The organism is Pseudomonas sp. FP818 (assembly GCF_030687335.1).
In the GTDB taxonomy this organism is placed as follows: domain Bacteria; phylum Pseudomonadota; class Gammaproteobacteria; order Pseudomonadales; family Pseudomonadaceae; genus Aquipseudomonas; species Aquipseudomonas shahriarae.
Genome location: NZ_CP117427.1, coordinates 5,600,549 through 5,616,245, shown reverse-complemented (window position 1 = coordinate 5,616,245; position 15,697 = coordinate 5,600,549). Strand labels below are relative to the sequence as shown.

The 15,697-nt window shown below is 60.3% G+C and carries 14 protein-coding genes and 1 pseudogene; 12 read left to right on the top strand and 3 right to left on the bottom strand.

Going from position 1 to position 15,697, the window contains the following annotated elements; all coding sequences use genetic code 11:
* Window positions 1-6 precede the first annotated feature (6 nt).
* From ssuC to PSH80_RS25685, 3 genes are read left to right on the top strand one after another with little or no spacing between them, the layout of a single operon-like run.
* Window positions 7-795, top strand: coding sequence for an aliphatic sulfonate ABC transporter permease SsuC (gene ssuC / locus PSH80_RS25695; RefSeq protein ID WP_029289469.1), 789 nt, complete (start codon window positions 7-9; stop codon window positions 793-795).
* Complete coding sequence (ssuB, locus tag PSH80_RS25690; RefSeq protein ID WP_120734309.1) at window positions 792-1,598, top strand: aliphatic sulfonates ABC transporter ATP-binding protein; 807 nt, start codon at window positions 792-794, stop codon at window positions 1,596-1,598. The genes ssuC and ssuB overlap by 4 nt, the downstream gene beginning before the upstream one ends.
* A 27-nt stretch (window positions 1,599-1,625) precedes the next feature.
* Entirely contained in the window at window positions 1,626-1,841 is a 216-nt protein-coding gene (locus tag PSH80_RS25685) for a molybdopterin-binding protein (protein ID WP_003213899.1), read from the top strand.
* Window positions 1,842-1,947: 106 nt separating this feature from the next.
* On the opposite strand, the gene PSH80_RS25680 is transcribed toward PSH80_RS25685, so the two are convergent.
* Both PSH80_RS25680 and PSH80_RS25675 read right to left on the bottom strand, forming a co-directional pair.
* Window positions 1,948-2,580: a TetR/AcrR family transcriptional regulator gene (locus PSH80_RS25680; RefSeq protein ID WP_057440428.1), complete on the bottom strand. Its 633-nt coding sequence runs from the start codon at window positions 2,578-2,580 to the stop codon at window positions 1,948-1,950.
* A 210-nt stretch (window positions 2,581-2,790) separates the two neighbouring features.
* Window positions 2,791-4,167: a glutamine synthetase family protein gene (locus PSH80_RS25675; RefSeq protein WP_057440427.1), complete on the bottom strand. Its 1,377-nt coding sequence runs from the start codon at window positions 4,165-4,167 to the stop codon at window positions 2,791-2,793.
* A 278-nt stretch (window positions 4,168-4,445) separates the two neighbouring features.
* On the opposite strand from PSH80_RS25675, the gene PSH80_RS25670 reads away from it, so the two are divergent.
* The 8 genes and pseudogenes from PSH80_RS25670 to PSH80_RS25635 all read left to right on the top strand — a co-directional run bounded on the left by PSH80_RS25670 (window position 4,446) and on the right by PSH80_RS25635 (window position 13,683).
* Window positions 4,446-5,234: a gamma-glutamyl-gamma-aminobutyrate hydrolase family protein gene (locus PSH80_RS25670; protein WP_282405430.1), complete on the top strand. Its 789-nt coding sequence runs from the start codon at window positions 4,446-4,448 to the stop codon at window positions 5,232-5,234.
* Between the two features lie 39 nt (window positions 5,235-5,273).
* Window positions 5,274-6,632 carry a glutamine synthetase family protein gene (locus PSH80_RS25665; protein WP_029289457.1) on the top strand — a complete coding sequence of 453 codons (1,359 nt, stop codon included), beginning with the start codon at window positions 5,274-5,276 and terminating at the stop codon, window positions 6,630-6,632.
* Between the two features lie 55 nt (window positions 6,633-6,687).
* Entirely contained in the window at window positions 6,688-8,052 is a 1,365-nt protein-coding gene (locus PSH80_RS25660; protein ID WP_057960974.1) for an aspartate aminotransferase family protein, read from the top strand.
* A gap of 178 nt (window positions 8,053-8,230) precedes the next feature.
* Window positions 8,231-9,343, top strand: coding sequence for a polyamine ABC transporter substrate-binding protein (locus PSH80_RS25655; RefSeq protein WP_057960973.1), 1,113 nt, complete (start codon window positions 8,231-8,233; stop codon window positions 9,341-9,343).
* 241 nt (window positions 9,344-9,584) lie between these two features.
* A complete protein-coding gene (locus tag PSH80_RS25650) occupies window positions 9,585-10,679 on the top strand; it encodes a polyamine ABC transporter substrate-binding protein (protein WP_057440426.1) in 1,095 nt (364 codons plus the stop codon).
* A 67-nt stretch (window positions 10,680-10,746) separates the two neighbouring features.
* Window positions 10,747-11,889: an ABC transporter ATP-binding protein gene (locus PSH80_RS25645; protein ID WP_029289449.1), complete on the top strand. Its 1,143-nt coding sequence runs from the start codon at window positions 10,747-10,749 to the stop codon at window positions 11,887-11,889.
* Complete coding sequence (locus tag PSH80_RS25640; RefSeq protein ID WP_057960924.1) at window positions 11,886-12,806, top strand: ABC transporter permease subunit; 921 nt, start codon at window positions 11,886-11,888, stop codon at window positions 12,804-12,806. Before PSH80_RS25645 ends, PSH80_RS25640 begins: the two co-directional genes overlap by 4 nt.
* Window positions 12,803-13,683 (top strand): annotated as a pseudogene (locus tag PSH80_RS25635) (ABC transporter permease subunit). Before PSH80_RS25640 ends, PSH80_RS25635 begins: the two are co-directional and overlap by 4 nt.
* A gap of 130 nt (window positions 13,684-13,813) precedes the next feature.
* On the opposite strand, the gene PSH80_RS25630 reads toward PSH80_RS25635, so the two are convergent.
* On the bottom strand, window positions 13,814-14,455 hold the full coding sequence (locus PSH80_RS25630) for an HD domain-containing protein (RefSeq protein WP_057960922.1): 642 nt from the start codon (window positions 14,453-14,455) through the stop codon (window positions 13,814-13,816).
* Window positions 14,456-14,713: 258 nt separating this feature from the next.
* On the opposite strand from PSH80_RS25630, the gene PSH80_RS25625 reads away from it, so the two are divergent.
* Window positions 14,714-15,679, top strand: coding sequence for a GlxA family transcriptional regulator (locus PSH80_RS25625; RefSeq protein ID WP_057960921.1), 966 nt, complete (start codon window positions 14,714-14,716; stop codon window positions 15,677-15,679).
* The last annotated feature ends 18 nt before the right edge of the window (window positions 15,680-15,697 follow it).

The window sequence follows — 15,697 nt, the reverse complement described above, 5'->3', positions numbered from 1 at the left end:
GCCGTCATGAACAGTCAACGGATTTTGCATCGACTGGCACCGTGGGCGCTGCCGATCCTGTTGCTGGCGGTGTGGCAGTTGTCGGTGTCGGCGGGCTGGTTGTCGACACGGATTCTGCCGGCCCCCAGCGCGGTGATTGCAGCCGGGGTGCACCTGGTCAGCAGCGGTGAAATCTGGACGCACCTGGCCATCAGCGGCTGGCGCGCCGGCCTCGGTTTTGTGATCGGCGGCGGCATCGGCCTGGCCCTGGGGTTTATCACCGGCCTGTCGAAATGGGGTGAGCGCCTGCTGGACAGCTCGGTGCAGATGATTCGCAACGTGCCGCACCTGGCGCTGATCCCGCTGGTGATTCTGTGGTTTGGCATTGATGAAACGGCGAAGATTTTCCTGGTCGCCCTCGGCACGCTGTTCCCGATCTACCTCAACACCTATCACGGTATCCGCAACGTCGACCCGGCGCTGGTGGAGATGGCACGCAGTTATGGTTTGTCGGGCTTCAGCCTGTTTCGCCAGGTGATCCTGCCCGGGGCCTTGCCCTCGATCCTGGTGGGGGTGCGTTTTGCCCTGGGCTTTATGTGGCTGACGCTGATCGTTGCGGAAACCATCTCTGCCAGTTCCGGTATTGGCTACCTGGCGATGAATGCCCGGGAGTTCCTGCAAACCGACGTGGTGGTGCTGGCGATTGTGCTGTACGCGGTACTCGGCAAGTTGGCGGACCTTGCCGCGCGTGGCCTGGAGCGGGTTTGGCTGCGCTGGCATCCGGCCTATCAAGTGCATAAAGGAGGTGCGGCATGACCGCCCAACAACCTCCACGTCTGCTGCGGGGCATCCCGTTGGCGGTGCGCACATTGCGCAAGGCATTTGGCGCGCGGGAGGTGCTCAAGGGCATCGACCTGCATATTCCGGCGGGTCAATTTGTCGCCGTGGTCGGGCGCAGCGGCTGCGGCAAAAGTACCTTGCTGCGCCTGCTGGCCGGCCTGGATGAAGCCAGCAGCGGCGAGTTGCTGGCCGGCTCTGCAGCGTTGAGCGAAGCCCTGGAAGACACGCGGCTGATGTTCCAGGAAGCGCGCCTGCTGCCGTGGAAAAAGATCATTGATAACGTCGGCCTGGGCCTTAAGGGCAACTGGCGACCCCAGGCCATGGAGGCGTTGGAAGCGGTCGGCCTGGCCGAGCGTGCCGATGAATGGCCAGCGGCGTTGTCCGGTGGCCAGAAACAACGGGTGGCCCTGGCCCGCGCCTTGATTCACCAACCGCGCCTGTTGCTGCTGGATGAGCCCTTGGGCGCGCTGGATGCCCTGACCCGGATCGAGATGCAGCAACTGATCGAGAACCTGTGGCGCAAACACGGGTTTACCGTGTTGCTGGTGACCCATGACGTCAGCGAAGCCGTGGCCATTGCCGACCGGGTGATCCTGATCGAAGACGGCGAAATCGGCCTCGACCTGCACGTCGAACTACCGCGCCCGCGGGTCCGTGGCTCCCATCGCCTGGCGGCCCTGGAAACCGAAGTGCTTAACCGTGTGTTGTCACTGCCCGGCACGCCGCCTGAGCCGGAACCTGTTTCACCGTTGCCTACGCAGTTGCGTTGGGCGCACTAACTCACTTGTCCCTTGAGGAATAACACCATGACTATTAAAGCGATCAACGTGCGTAACCAGTTCAAAGGCACCATCAAGGAAATCGTCGAAGGCGACGTACTGTCGGAAATCGACGTGCAGACCGCGTCCGGTATCGTCACGTCGGTGATCACCACCCGCTCGGTGAAAGAGCTGGAGCTGGTGATTGGCAGTGAAGTGATTGCCTTTGTGAAATCCACCGAGGTGTCGATCGCTAAACTGTGATGATCGCTCCCACGCTCCGCGTGGGAATGCACCCCGTGACGCTCTGCTTCACAAGAGCGGACGCAGAGCGTCCTATGAGGCGTTCCCACGCAGAGCGTGGGAACGATCATTGAGGGCGCTTGGGCAAAAACACCGGCAAATAAAGCCCCACATACGCATCAAACACCCGCATCCCTTCCTCCGCCATGCGCGGGGTGATCTGCCCATGCTGATGCACCGAGCGTGCATACACGCGGTCGCTCAGCTCCAGCGCCAGGGCAAACACGTCCACATCCGCCGGCAGCACCGGCACTTCAAAGTGGCGGTTGAACACTTGCTGCATCAAGTCCCCCAACTCCAGGTCATGCTGGCGGTCGGCCTGGGTCACTTCGGTGAGGCCGTGCTGGGCGAGGATCAGTTGGCGGGCGGCGGCGTCCTTGCTGTAGATCGCCAGCATGCGCAACTCCACCAGGCGCGACAGGTCGCGCCAGTGGTGCAGGCTGTCGTGGTCGATGGGGGCTTGCAGCGCGGCGCGGAAGGCGGCGTGAATGTCAGCGGTCAGGGCTTCGAGCAAGGCCGGGACGCTGGCGAAAAAGTGATACACCGATGACGGCGGAATCTGCGCCCGTTCGGCCACGCTGTAGATCGACAGACTGGCCACGCCTTCGGCGGCCAGCAAGGTGCGGGCGGCATCGAGGATCGCGTCGATCCGGGCCTGGCTGCGGGCGCGGGGTTTGCGAGGGGCGGCGGGGCGGGTCATGGATGTCTCCTACAGGGCAGCGGGCATTGTACGCGACCTTGATCGTTCCCACGCTCTGCGTGGGCACGCCTCTTAGGACGCTCTGCGTCCGCTGTTGTGACGCAGAGCATCACGGGCTGCATTCCCACGCAGAGCGTAGGAACGAGATAGCAGGCCATAAAAAACGCCGCAGGCCATAAGCCTGCAGCGTTCATTTATTGCAGCATCCGCTTACACGGTATGCAGGTACCAGTTGTACTCAAGGTCGGAGATGGAGTGTTCAAACTCCTCCAGCTCACTTTCCTTACAGGCGACGAAGATATCGATGTATTTCGGGTCGATGTACTTGGCCATCACCTCGCTGTCGTCCAACTCGCGCAGGGCATCGCGCAGGTTGTTCGGCAGGCTTTGCTCGTTCTGCTCGTAGCTGTTGCCTTCCACCGGTGCGCCAGGTTCGATCTTGTTGGTCAGACCGTGGTGCACGCCCGCCAGGACCGAAGCCATCAGCAGGTAAGGGTTGGCATCGGCGCCGGCCACGCGGTGTTCGATACGGACGGCGTCGGACGAGCCGGTCGGTACGCGAATCGCCACGGTGCGGTTGTCCAGGCCCCAGCACGGCGAGTTCGGCACGTAGAACTGTGCGCCGAAACGACGGTAGGAGTTGACGTTGGGGCACAGGAAGGCCATTTGTGCAGGCAGGGTCTCCAGCACACCGCCGATCGCGTGACGCAATGCGGCGTTCTGCTCGGGATCCTCGCTGGCAAAGATGTTCTTGCCGTCTTTGTCCAGGATCGAAATATGCACGTGCAAACCATTGCCGGCCTGGCCTGGGTAAGGCTTGGCCATGAAGGTGGTGTCCATCTCATGGTCGTAGGCAATGTTCTTGATCAAACGCTTGAGCAGTACCGCGTAGTCGCACGCCTTGATCGGGTCGGCGACGTGGTGCAGGTTCACTTCGAACTGCGCCGGGGCACTTTCCTTGACGATGGCGTCAGCCGGGATGCCTTGCTCTTTGGCACCTTCCAGAATGTCCTGGAGGCAGTCGACGTATTCGTCGAGGTCGTCGATCAGGTAGACCTGTGTCGAGTGCGGGCGTTTGCCGGAAATCGGCGAGCGGGGAGGTTGTGGCCGGCCGTTCACGTTCTCCTGGTCGATCAGGTAGAACTCAAGCTCGAAGGCGGCGCAGATGGTCAGGCCCATGTCGTCAAACTTGGTTACAACTTGGCGGAGCACTTCGCGCGGATCGGCGAAGAAAGGTTCACCTTCAAGTTCGTGCATGGTCATCAGCAGTTGCGCGGTAGGGCGCTTTTGCCAGGGTTCATTGCACAGGGTGTCGGGGATTGGATAACAGATTCGGTCAGCATCACCGATGTCCAGACCCAGGCCGGTGCTTTCCACCGTTGAGCCATTGATATCCAGGGCAAATAAAGAGGCCGGCAAGTTGATGCCTTTCTCGTAAACCTTGTGGAGGCTGGTGCGTTCGATGCGCTTACCGCGCACCACACCATTCATATCCGCAATTAGAAGGTCTACGTACAGAACCTCAGGATGATCCTTAAGGAACGCGTTCGCTTCGTTAAGCTGAACGGCACGCGGGGGTACCGACATGATGCAACACCTTTGTTGTTAAAAATATCAATCATTGATCTTTTCTGGTTTCAGTCAACCCGAACGGCTTGCCGAAGTCAAGCGAGGCCTTTTTTGCCCTAAAAAAGCGCCTTGAGGGGTTTTTTGCGGCTTTTTTGGGCAGTTTTGCCAGTTTGACCGGCTTGGGACTAGCAGGCTTGAGCGGGCCGTGTTGTATTTTTTACGGGGGTGTTGTGTAAAAAAATGAACAAGGCTAAGCTCGATTCAAACCCATAACAGCAATAATACCGGGGTGCTTCATGTCTGGCCTGCCGTTAATCGGCGTCACCGCCTGCTCCAAACAGGTTGGTCTGCATGCTTATCACATCAGTGGCGACAAATACGTCCGCGCCGTGGCAGTCGCTGCCAAGGGCCTGCCATTGATTATTCCGTCCCTGGCGGAGCTGTTCGAACCGGCCAATATTCTTGACGGTCTGGATGGCATTCTCTTTACCGGCTCCCCTTCCAATATCGAACCCTTTCATTACGACGGTCCGGCCAGCGCGCCCGGGACTGCTCATGATCCTGCACGGGACCAGAGCACCCTGCCGCTGATTCGTGCTGCGATTGCCGCAGGCGTGCCGGTGCTGGGGATCTGCCGGGGCTTCCAGGAAATGAACGTGGCCCTGGGCGGCAGCCTGCACCAGAAGGTTCATGAGTTGCCGGGTATGCTTGATCACCGCGAAGACGATACCCAGCCGCTGGACATCCAGTACGGCCCGGCGCACGCCGTGGCGATCACGCCGGGCGGGGTATTGGCGGGCCTGGGCTTGCCGGCCACGATCCAGGTCAATTCGATCCACAGCCAGGGCGTTGAGCGCCTGGCGCCGGGCCTGCAGGTCGAAGCGACCGCGCCGGATGGCCTGGTCGAGGCTTTTTCGCTCAAACAGGGCAAGGCATTTGCAGACGCTTTTGCATTAGGAGTGCAATGGCACCCCGAATGGCAGGTAAGCTCCAACCCGTACTACCTCGCGATCTTCCAGGCATTTGGCGATGCCTGCCGAACGCGGGCGAAACAAAGAGACGCACACGCGTCAAACAACGCCTGACCTTTAATGGATGTCAGGAAACCCAGCCCAGAGGCATTTATGAGTAACAACCTCGACCAGCTCACCGATTGGTTGAAAGACCACAAGATCACAGAAGTCGAATGCATGATTGGCGACCTCACGGGGATCACCCGGGGCAAGATCTCGCCGACCAACAAGTTCATTGCCGAAAAAGGCATGCGCCTGCCCGAGAGCGTTCTGTTGCAGACCGTGACCGGCGACTATGTCGAAGACGACATCTATTACGAATTGCTCGACCCGGCCGACATCGACATGATCTGCCGTCCCGACCAGAACGCGGTGTTCCTGGTGCCCTGGGCCATCGAGCCCACCGCCCAGGTGATCCACGACACCTACGACAAGCAAGGCAACCCGATCGAGCTGTCGCCGCGCAACGTGCTCAAGAAAGTCCTCAAGCTCTACGCCGACAAAGGCTGGCAGCCCATCGTGGCGCCGGAGATGGAGTTCTACCTGACCAAGCGCTGCGAAGACCCGGACTTCCCGTTGCAACCGCCGATTGGCCGTTCCGGCCGCCCGGAAACCGGTCGCCAGTCCTTCTCTATAGAAGCGGCCAACGAATTCGACCCGCTGTTCGAAGACGTCTACGACTGGTGCGAGCTGCAGGAGCTGGACCTGGACACCCTGATCCACGAGGACGGCACGGCGCAGATGGAAATCAACTTCCGTCACGGCGATGCCCTGTCCCTGGCCGACCAGATCCTGGTGTTCAAGCGCACCATGCGTGAAGCCGCGCTCAAGCACAACGTGGCCGCCACCTTTATGGCCAAGCCGATGACCGGCGAGCCCGGCAGTGCCATGCACCTGCACCAGAGCATCATTGATATCGCCACCGGCAAAAATGTGTTCTCCAATGAGGACGGCTCCAAGAGCGAGCTGTTCCTGCACCACATCGGTGGCCTGCAGAAGTTCATCCCCGAGCTGTTGCCGCTGTTTGCGCCCAACGTCAACTCGTTCCGCCGCTTCCTGCCCGACACCTCGGCGCCGGTGAACGTGGAGTGGGGTGAAGAGAACCGCACCGTGGGCCTGCGCGTGCCGGATGCCGGCCCGCAGAACCGCCGCGTGGAAAACCGCCTGCCGGGCGCCGATGCCAACCCGTACCTGGCCATCGCCGCCAGCCTGCTGTGCGGTTATATCGGCATGGTCGAAGGCATCAGCCCGAGCGCCCCGGTGGTCGGTCGTGGCTACGAGCGACGCAACCTGCGCCTGCCGTTGACCATCGAAGATGCACTGGAACGCATGGAAAACAGCAAGACCATCGAGAAATACCTGGGTCACAAATTCATCACTGGCTACGTCGCGGTCAAGCGGGCCGAGCATGAAAACTTCAAGCGCGTGATCAGTTCGTGGGAGCGGGAATTCCTGCTCTTCGCCGTCTGATGCGCCGGGTGCGGCCAGGATGGGCCGCACCTTCACCTACTTTTTGGAGATTGGTATGTCCAGCAACAACCCGCAAACCCGTGAATGGCAAGCCCTGAGCAACGATCATCACCTGGCGCCGTTCAGCGACTTCAAGCAGTTGAAAGAGAAAGGCCCGCGCATCATCACCAACGCCAAGGGCGTTTACCTGTGGGACAGCGAAGGCAACAAGATCCTCGACGGCATGGCCGGCCTGTGGTGTGTGGCCATCGGTTATGGCCGCGATGAGCTGGCTGACGCCGCCGCCAAGCAGATGAAACAACTGCCTTACTACAACCTGTTCTTCCAGACTGCCCACCCGCCGGTGCTGGAACTGGCCAAGGCCATCGCCGATATCGCCCCGGCCGGCATGAACCACGTGTTCTTCACCGGCTCCGGCTCCGAAGGCAACGACACCATGTTGCGCATGGTCCGCCACTACTGGGCGATCAAGGGCCAGCCGAACAAGAAAACCATCATCAGCCGCAAGAATGGCTACCACGGTTCCACCGTGGCCGGCGCCAGCCTGGGCGGCATGACTTATATGCATGAGCAGGGCGACTTGCCGATCCCGGGCATCGTGCATATCGCCCAGCCGTACTGGTTCGGCGAAGGCGGCGACATGAGCCCTGAAGAGTTCGGGGTGTGGGCCGCCAACCAACTGGAAGAGAAAATTCTGGAACTGGGCGTGGACAACGTCGGTGCCTTTATTGCCGAGCCGATCCAGGGCGCCGGCGGTGTGATCGTGCCGCCAGCAAGCTACTGGCCGCGCATCAAGGAAATCCTCGCCAAGTACGACATCCTGTTTGTCGCCGACGAAGTGATCTGTGGCTTTGGCCGCACCGGTGAGTGGTTCGGTAGCGATTTCTACGATCTCAAGCCGGACATGATGACCATCGCCAAGGGCCTGACCTCGGGCTATATCCCCATGGGCGGCCTGATTGTGCGCGACGAAGTGGTGGCGGTGCTCAACGAAGGCGGCGATTTCAACCACGGCTTCACCTATTCCGGGCACCCGGTGGCTGCTGCGGTGGCCCTGGAAAACATCCGCATCATGCGCGATGAAAAAATTGTCAGCCGCGTCCATGACGAAACGGCACCGTATTTGCAGAAGCGTCTACGCGAGTTGGCGGATCATCCGCTGGTGGGCGAAGTGCGCGGTGTCGGCATGTTGGGTGCGATCGAGCTGGTCCAGGACAAGGCCACGCGCAAGCGTTATGAAGGAAAGGGCGTGGGTATGATCTGCCGCACCTTCTGCTTCGAAAATGGCCTGATCATGCGCGCCGTGGGCGACACCATGATCATTTCGCCGCCGCTGGTGATCAGCAAGGCCGAGATTGACGAGCTGGTGACCAAGGCTCGCCATTGCCTGGACCTGACTTTGGCGGCATTGCAGGGCTAAGTGCTAGGCTCAGGATGCAGCGGCTGCGGCTGTTGCATTCGGGTAATGATAAATGCGGGGCTTTGGTTGAAAGCCGGCCCCTGAACTTGCCAGACTGTCGCCCTGTTTTGTCGCCCTTCGACGGGCCATGAAACGTAGAAAAATGTGGCCCAAAAAAGAAAAATTGGAGCATGACCGAATGAAGGCATTAGGTTTGAAGAACGCCGGCAAGACCCTCCTGGCCTTGTCCCTGATGGGCGCAATGGCCGGCACGGCCCAGGCTGCCGACAAAGTGCTGCACGTCTACAACTGGTCCGACTACATTGCACCGGACACCGTAGCCAACTTTGAGAAAGAGTCCGGCATCAAGGTGGTGTACGACGTTTTCGACAGCAACGAAACCCTGGAAGCCAAGCTGCTGGCGGGCAAGTCCGGCTACGACATCGTCGTACCGTCGAACAACTTCCTGGCCAAGCAGATCAAGGCCGGTGTGTATCAGGAGCTGGACAAGTCCAAGCTGCCAAACTGGAAGAACCTCGACACCGACCTGCTCAAGGCCGTGGGTGATGCCAGCGACAAAGGCAACCTGCACGCATTCCCGTACATGTGGGGCACCATCGGCATCGGCTACAACCCGGACAAGGTCAAGGCTGCGCTGGGCGTCGACAAGATCGATTCGTGGGATGTGCTGTTCAAGCCCGAGAACATCGAAAAACTCAAAAGCTGTGGCGTGAGCTTCCTCGACTCGCCAACCGAAATGATCCCGGTGGCCCTGCACTACCTGGGCTACCCGACCGACAGCCAGGACAAGAAGCAACTGGCTGAAGCCGAAGCGCTGTTCCTCAAGATCCGTCCTTCGGTGGGTTACTTCCACTCCTCCAAGTACATCTCGGACCTGGCCAACGGCAACATCTGCGTGGCCGTGGGTTACTCGGGTGACCTGGAACAGTCCAAATCCCGCGCGGCTGAAGCCGGTGGCAAGGTTAAAGTTTCCTACGCCATTCCCAAGGAAGGCGCAGGCAGCTTCTACGACATGGTCGCCATCCCCAAAGATGCCGAGAACCTGGACGCCGCCTATCAGTTCATGAACTACCTGCTCAAGCCTGAAGTCATGGCTGAAATCACCAACAGCGTACGTTTCCCGAACGGTAACAAGGCTGCCACGCCGCTGGTGAGCAAGGATATCTCGGGTGACCCGAGCATCTATCCGACGGATGCAGTGAAAGCCAAGCTGTATGCAATCAGCGATCTGCCGGCCGCTACCCAGCGCTTGCTGACGCGCAGCTGGACCAAGATCAAGTCGGGTAAATAAGCCTTGATAGGTGTGGGAGGGGGGTTGGATGGGAGCGGGCTTGCTCGCGAAAGCGGCGTGTCAGTAGAGGCATATGCAGGCTGACACGCCGCCTTCGCGAGCAAGCTCGCTCCCCCACAAGCCCGCTCCCACCCATTAAATGACAGAAAGCTTTGCCGGATCGGTTTATCGAGGGTAAGTTGCGCGCCGGTTTTGTTGTCGGGCAACAACTTTGGGCCCAACTATTTAAGAGGACCTCCACTTGCCAATTTCTTTATTTCGCAAAGCCTTGCTGGTAGGGGCGGGTCTCACGTTGGCAGTCAGCGTGCAGGCGGCTTCGACTGTGCATGTTTATAACTGGTCGGACTATATCGGCCCCGACACTCTGGCCAACTTTGAAAAGGCCACCGGCATCAAGCCCGTCTATGACGTGTTCGATTCCAACGAAACCCTGGAAGGCAAATTGCTGGCCGGGCGCACCGGGTATGACGTGGTGGTGCCGTCCAACCACTTCCTGGGCAAGCAGATCAAGGCGGGCGCGTTCCAGAAAATCGATAAGGCGCAGTTGAGCAACTACGCCAACCTCGACCCGGCGCTGCTCAAGCGCCTGGAGAAGAACGACCCGGGTAACCAATACGCCGTGCCTTACCTGTGGGGCACCAACGGCATTGGCTACAACGTCGACAAAGTCAAAGAAGTGCTGGGTGTCGACAAAATCGACTCCTGGGCCGTGCTGTTCGAGCCGGAAAACATGAAGAAGCTGGCCAGTTGCGGCGTGTCCTTTATGGACTCGGCGGATGAAATGCTGCCAGCGGTGCTCAACTACATGGGCCTGGACCCCAACAGCACCAACCCGGCCGACTACAAGAAGGCTGAGGAAAAACTCCTGAAAGTGCGTCCCTACGTGACCTACTTCCACTCATCCAAATACATCTCGGACCTGGCCAACGGCAATATCTGCGTGGCCGCCGGGTTCTCCGGCGATGTGTTCCAGGCCAAGGCCCGCGCCAGCGAGGCAGGCAAGGGCGTAAACATCGCCTACGCGATTCCGAAAGAAGGCGGCAACCTGTGGTTTGACGTGCTGGCGATCCCCAAGGACTCGACCAACGTCAAGGAGGCCCACGCCTTCATCAACTATTTACTGCAACCTGAAGTGATCGCTCAGGTCAGTGATTACGTCGGCTACGCCAACCCTAACCCTGGGTCGGATACGTTGATGGAGCAATCAATACGCACCGACGAAGCGGTTTACCCACCGCAGGCGGTTCTCGACCGGACGTTTGTCAACTTCGAGCTACCCCCGAAAGTGCAACGCTTGATGACCCGTAGCTGGACCAAGGTCAAGACGGGCAAGTAAGGCTCACACTATCTAAGGTTCGTCTGTATTGGACGTTCTGCACTCTTTTTTTCTGGGAGTTTCGTAAATGGCAGTTGCCTCCGGCGCCTATAAGAAAGCCCTCGAGGGCGACCAGACACCGAAAAAGGTGTTGGTCAAAATCGACCGGGTCACGAAGAAGTTCGACGAGACGATTGCCGTGGACGATGTGTCCCTGGAAATCAAGAAAGGCGAGATCTTCGCCTTGCTCGGCGGATCGGGTTCGGGCAAATCCACCTTGCTGCGCATGCTCGCAGGTTTCGAGCGCCCGACCGAAGGGCGGATTTTCCTCGACGGTGTTGATATCACCGATATGCCGCCCTACGAGCGGCCGATCAACATGATGTTCCAGTCCTACGCCTTGTTCCCCCACATGACCGTGGCGCAGAACATCGCCTTCGGCCTGCAACAGGACAAGATCCCCAAGGCCGAAGTCGAGGCCCGCGTAGCCGAGATGCTCAAGCTGGTACAGATGAGCCAGTACGCCAAGCGCAAGCCGCACCAGTTGTCTGGCGGCCAGCGTCAGCGGGTGGCCCTGGCCCGTTCCCTGGCCAAACGCCCGAAACTGCTGCTGCTCGATGAGCCGATGGGCGCCCTGGACAAGAAGCTGCGTTCGCAGATGCAGCTTGAACTCGTCGAAATCATCGAGCGCGTCGGCGTGACCTGCGTGATGGTGACCCACGACCAGGAAGAGGCCATGACCATGGCCGAGCGCATCGCGATCATGCACCTGGGCTGGATCGCGCAGATCGGCAGCCCGATCGACATCTACGAAACCCCCACCAGCCGCCTGGTGTGCGAGTTCATCGGCAACGTCAACATCTTCGACACCGTGGTGGTGGATGACGCCGAAGGCCACGCAGTGCTCAAGTGCGCCGACCTGGACCGCGATATCTACGTGGGTTATGGCATCGCTACGTCGGTGGAAGACAAGTCGGTGACCTACGCTATCCGCCCGGAAAAGCTGCTGGTCACCACCGAGATGCCGACCTGCGAGCACAACTGGTCCAGCGGCAAGGTGCATGACATCGCCTACCTGGGCGGCCATTCGGTGTTCTACGTCGAGCTGCCGAGCGGCAAGCTGGTGCAGTCCTTCGTCGCCAACGCCGAACGCCGTGGCGCGCGGCCGACCTGGGGTGACCAGGTCTACGTGTGGTGGGAAGACGACAGCGGCGTGGTACTTCGCTCATGAACATGAAGAAATTCAAACGGCGATTGCACCGAATAATTCCCAGCGGCAAGCAGGTGGTCATCGGGATTCCGTTCCTGTGGCTGTTCCTGTTCTTCATGCTGCCGTTCTTCATCGTCCTGAAGATCAGCTTTGCCGAAGCGGACGTGGCGATCCCGCCCTACACCGAGATCTACACCTACATCGAGCAGAAGCTGGAGGTGGTGCTCAACCTGGCCAACTACAGCCTGCTGGCCGGCGACGAGCTGTACATCGCCGCCTACCTGGGCTCGTTGAAGATGGCGTTTTTCAGCACGGCCTTGTGCCTGCTGATCGGCTACCCGATGGCCTACGCCATCGCCAGTGCGCGCAAAGAGATGCAGACCGTGCTGGTGCTGCTGATCATGATGCCGACCTGGACCGCGATCCTGATCCGCGTGTATGCGTGGATGGGCATCCTCAGCAACAACGGCTTGCTCAATGGCTTCCTGATGTCCATCGGCCTGATCAACGAGCCGTTGCAGATCCTCAACACCAATATCGCGGTGTATATCGGCGTGGTCTATTCGTACCTGCCGTTTATGATCCTGCCGCTGTACGCCAACCTGGTGAAGCACGACCAGAGCCTGCTGGAGGCCGCGTCGGACCTGGGTTCGAGCACCTTCAACAGCTTCTGGAAAATCACCGTGCCGCTGTCCAAGAACGGCATCATCGCCGGCTGCATGCTGGTATTCATCCCGGTGGTGGGCGAGTTCGTGATCCCGGAACTGCTGGGCGGCCCGGAAACCCTGATGATCGGTAAAGTGTTGTGGCAAGAGTTCTTCAACAACCGTGACTGGCCGGTGGCTTCTGCGCTGGCGGTGGTGATGCTGGCGATCCTGATCGTGCCGATCATTCTGTTTAACCGCAGCCAAGCCAAAGAGATGGAGGGCAAGGTATGAAGCGCTTCAGTTTCTCCAGCTTCATGCTGGTCGTAGGGCTGCTGTTCATCTACCTGCCGATGCCTGGTGATCTATTCGTTCAACGAATCGAAGCTGGTGACGGTGTGGGGGGGTTGGTCGATCAAGTGGTACGTGGGTCTGTTGGACAACTCCCAGTTGATGGGCTCGGTGGCGCGCTCCCTGGAAATCGCCTGCTACACGGCGGGTGGCCGCGGTGGCGCTGGGTACGTTGGCAGCGTTCGTGCTGACCCGTATCAGCCAGTTCAAGGGCCGCACGCTGTTTGGCGGCCTGGTGACCGCGCCGCTGGTGATGCCGGAAGTGATCACCGGTCTGTCGCTGTTGCTGCTGTTCGTGGCCATGGCGCAGATGATCGGCTGGCCCCAGGAGCGTGGCATCGTCACCATCTGGATCGCCCACACCACGTTCTGTGCGGCGTATGTGGCGGTGGTGGTGTCGGCGCGCTTGCGTGAGTTGGACCTGTCGATCGAAGAGGCGGCCATGGACCTCGGTGCGCGGCCGTGGAAGGTGTTCTTCCTGATCACCATCCCGATGATCGCGCCGTCGCTGGCGGCGGGCGGCATGATGTCCTTCGCGTTGTCCCTGGATGACCTGGTACTGGCCAGCTTCGTCTCGGGCCCGGGTTCGACCACCTTGCCGATGGAAGTGTTCTCGGCGGTGCGCCTTGGGGTCAAACCCGAGATCAACGCCGTGGCCAGCCTGATTTTGCTGGCGGTGTCGCTGGTGACGTTCCTGGTGTGGTTCTTCAGCCGCCGTGCTGAAGAGCGGCGCAAGAAGGCCATCCAGCAAGCCATCGAAGAAGCGGCAGCGGATGGCTGGAAACAGCCGGATGTACGCCGGGCGCCAGCACCGGTCTAACGGCCGGAACAGGCTCAAAATGTGGGAGCTGGCTTGCCTGCGATAGCAGAGTGTCAGTCACTGAAGATGTGACTGAACCACCGCTATCGCAGGCAAGTCAGCTCCCACATTTGATTGCATTTCAAGTTGATTAAGCCGTCCACGGCGACTGGCGAATCACTTCGACAAAGTTCATCGGCTTGAACCCCGGTTCCTGATCCACCAGCACATCGGTCTTCACGTTGCCAAACGTGGTCTGCGGGCGATGGCGCAAACCGTCGGCAAACGCGCAGATGATGCACTCCTTGAACCCTTCACCCCGTGGATGCGCATGCACCACCGCCTCGCGCTGCACGTGGGTAAACGCGGCGTAGTCCATGCCCAGCACGTCCATCTCCACGCCAGCGGTCACCAGGGCGACGGTAGGGCGCAGGTGCTTGGGCACGCCTGGCGTGGTGTGCAGGGCGATGGACAGCCATACTTGCTCGATATCGTCATCGCTCAAGCCATAGGGCTTGAGAAAGGCGGCGGCCGCGTTGGCGCCGTCCACTTCAAAACGCTCGTCATCGCTGCGGTGCCCGTCCATCAGGCCCAGGTCATGGAACATCGCGCCGACGTACAGCAGTTCCGGGTTATAGGCCATCTGCTTGCGCTCGCCGCTCAAGGCACCAAACAGGAACACCCGGCGGGAGTGGTGGTAGAGCAGGTCGGATTCAATGTCGCGGATGTATTCGGTGGTGGCCTTGGCCAGGGCGCTGTCGGGGATTTGGATGCCGGCGATGGTGGTGCTCATGGTCATGATCCTCAAGAAAACGCGGGGTTGGCGCTGATGAGTGCAGTCTGATCGCCCAGTTGCCAGGCAACCACCACCGCAGGGGCGCGATCCCGGCCAATGTGCCTTCATATCGCGCCATGGTTGTACACGATCCAGTGTGGGAGCTGGCTTGCCTGCGATAGCATCGCCTCGGTACATCAGGTATACCCAGGGGATGCCATCGCAGACAAGCCAGCTCCCACAGGGTTTTGCGACAGTCCAGAGGAAGGTTTACCCATGCACAAGACCGTCGCGATCCTGATCTTTCCCGGCGTCCAGTCACTGGATGTGACCGGTCCCATGGATGTGTTCTGCGAGGCCAATCGCTTCCTGGCGCCGGAGGATCATTACCAGCTCGAAGTCATCGGCCAGGTCCAGGGTCAGATCGCCTGTTCCAACGGTCTGTCCTTGCAGGCCCACACCCATTACAGCGAAGCCCTGCAAGCCTATGACCTGCTGTTGGTCGCTGGCGGCCCGCAGTTGCCCTTCGAGGATTTCGGCCTGGCGTTCAATCAATGGCTGCAGGACGCCAGCGCCAGGGCCCGGCGCTTCGGTTCGATCTGTAACGGCGCCTTCATGCTGGCCCGGGCCGGATTGCTGGATGGCAAAACCGTTACCACCCACTGGAGCGACGCGGCTGATCTGGCGCGCCTATGCCCCTCGACTCAGGTCGACGCCGACCGCCTCTACGTGCAGGACGGCAACCTCTACACGTCGGCCGGGGTCACGGCGGGTATCGACCTGTCGTTGTACCTGCTGGCCCAGGACCACGGCCCGGAAGTGGCCCTGAGCGTGGCCAAGCGCCTGGTGGTGTTTACCCAGCGCAGCGGCGGCCAATCGCAGTTCAGCCCGTTTCTCACGCCCCACGCCGAAGCCACCTCGGCCGTGGCACAGGTGCAGTTGTATGTGCTGGCGAACCTGACCGGCGACCTGGGCATTGCTGATCTGGCCCGCGCGGCCAATATGAGTGCGCGCAATTTCTCGCGGGTATTTGCCCGCGAGGCGCGGATCACTCCGGCGGAGTTTGTCGAGCGGGCGCGGGTGGATGCGGCGCGGGTGCTACTGGAAAGCAGCACGGCGCCGCTGAAGACCGTGGCCTACCAATGCGGCTTTCGCGACGCCCAGCACCTGCGCAGTGTGTTCAATCGCCGGCTGGGGGTGACGCCGCAGCAGTTCCGACTCAACTTTGCGGCGCTGGTTTGAGCTCCCACATGTTTAGTG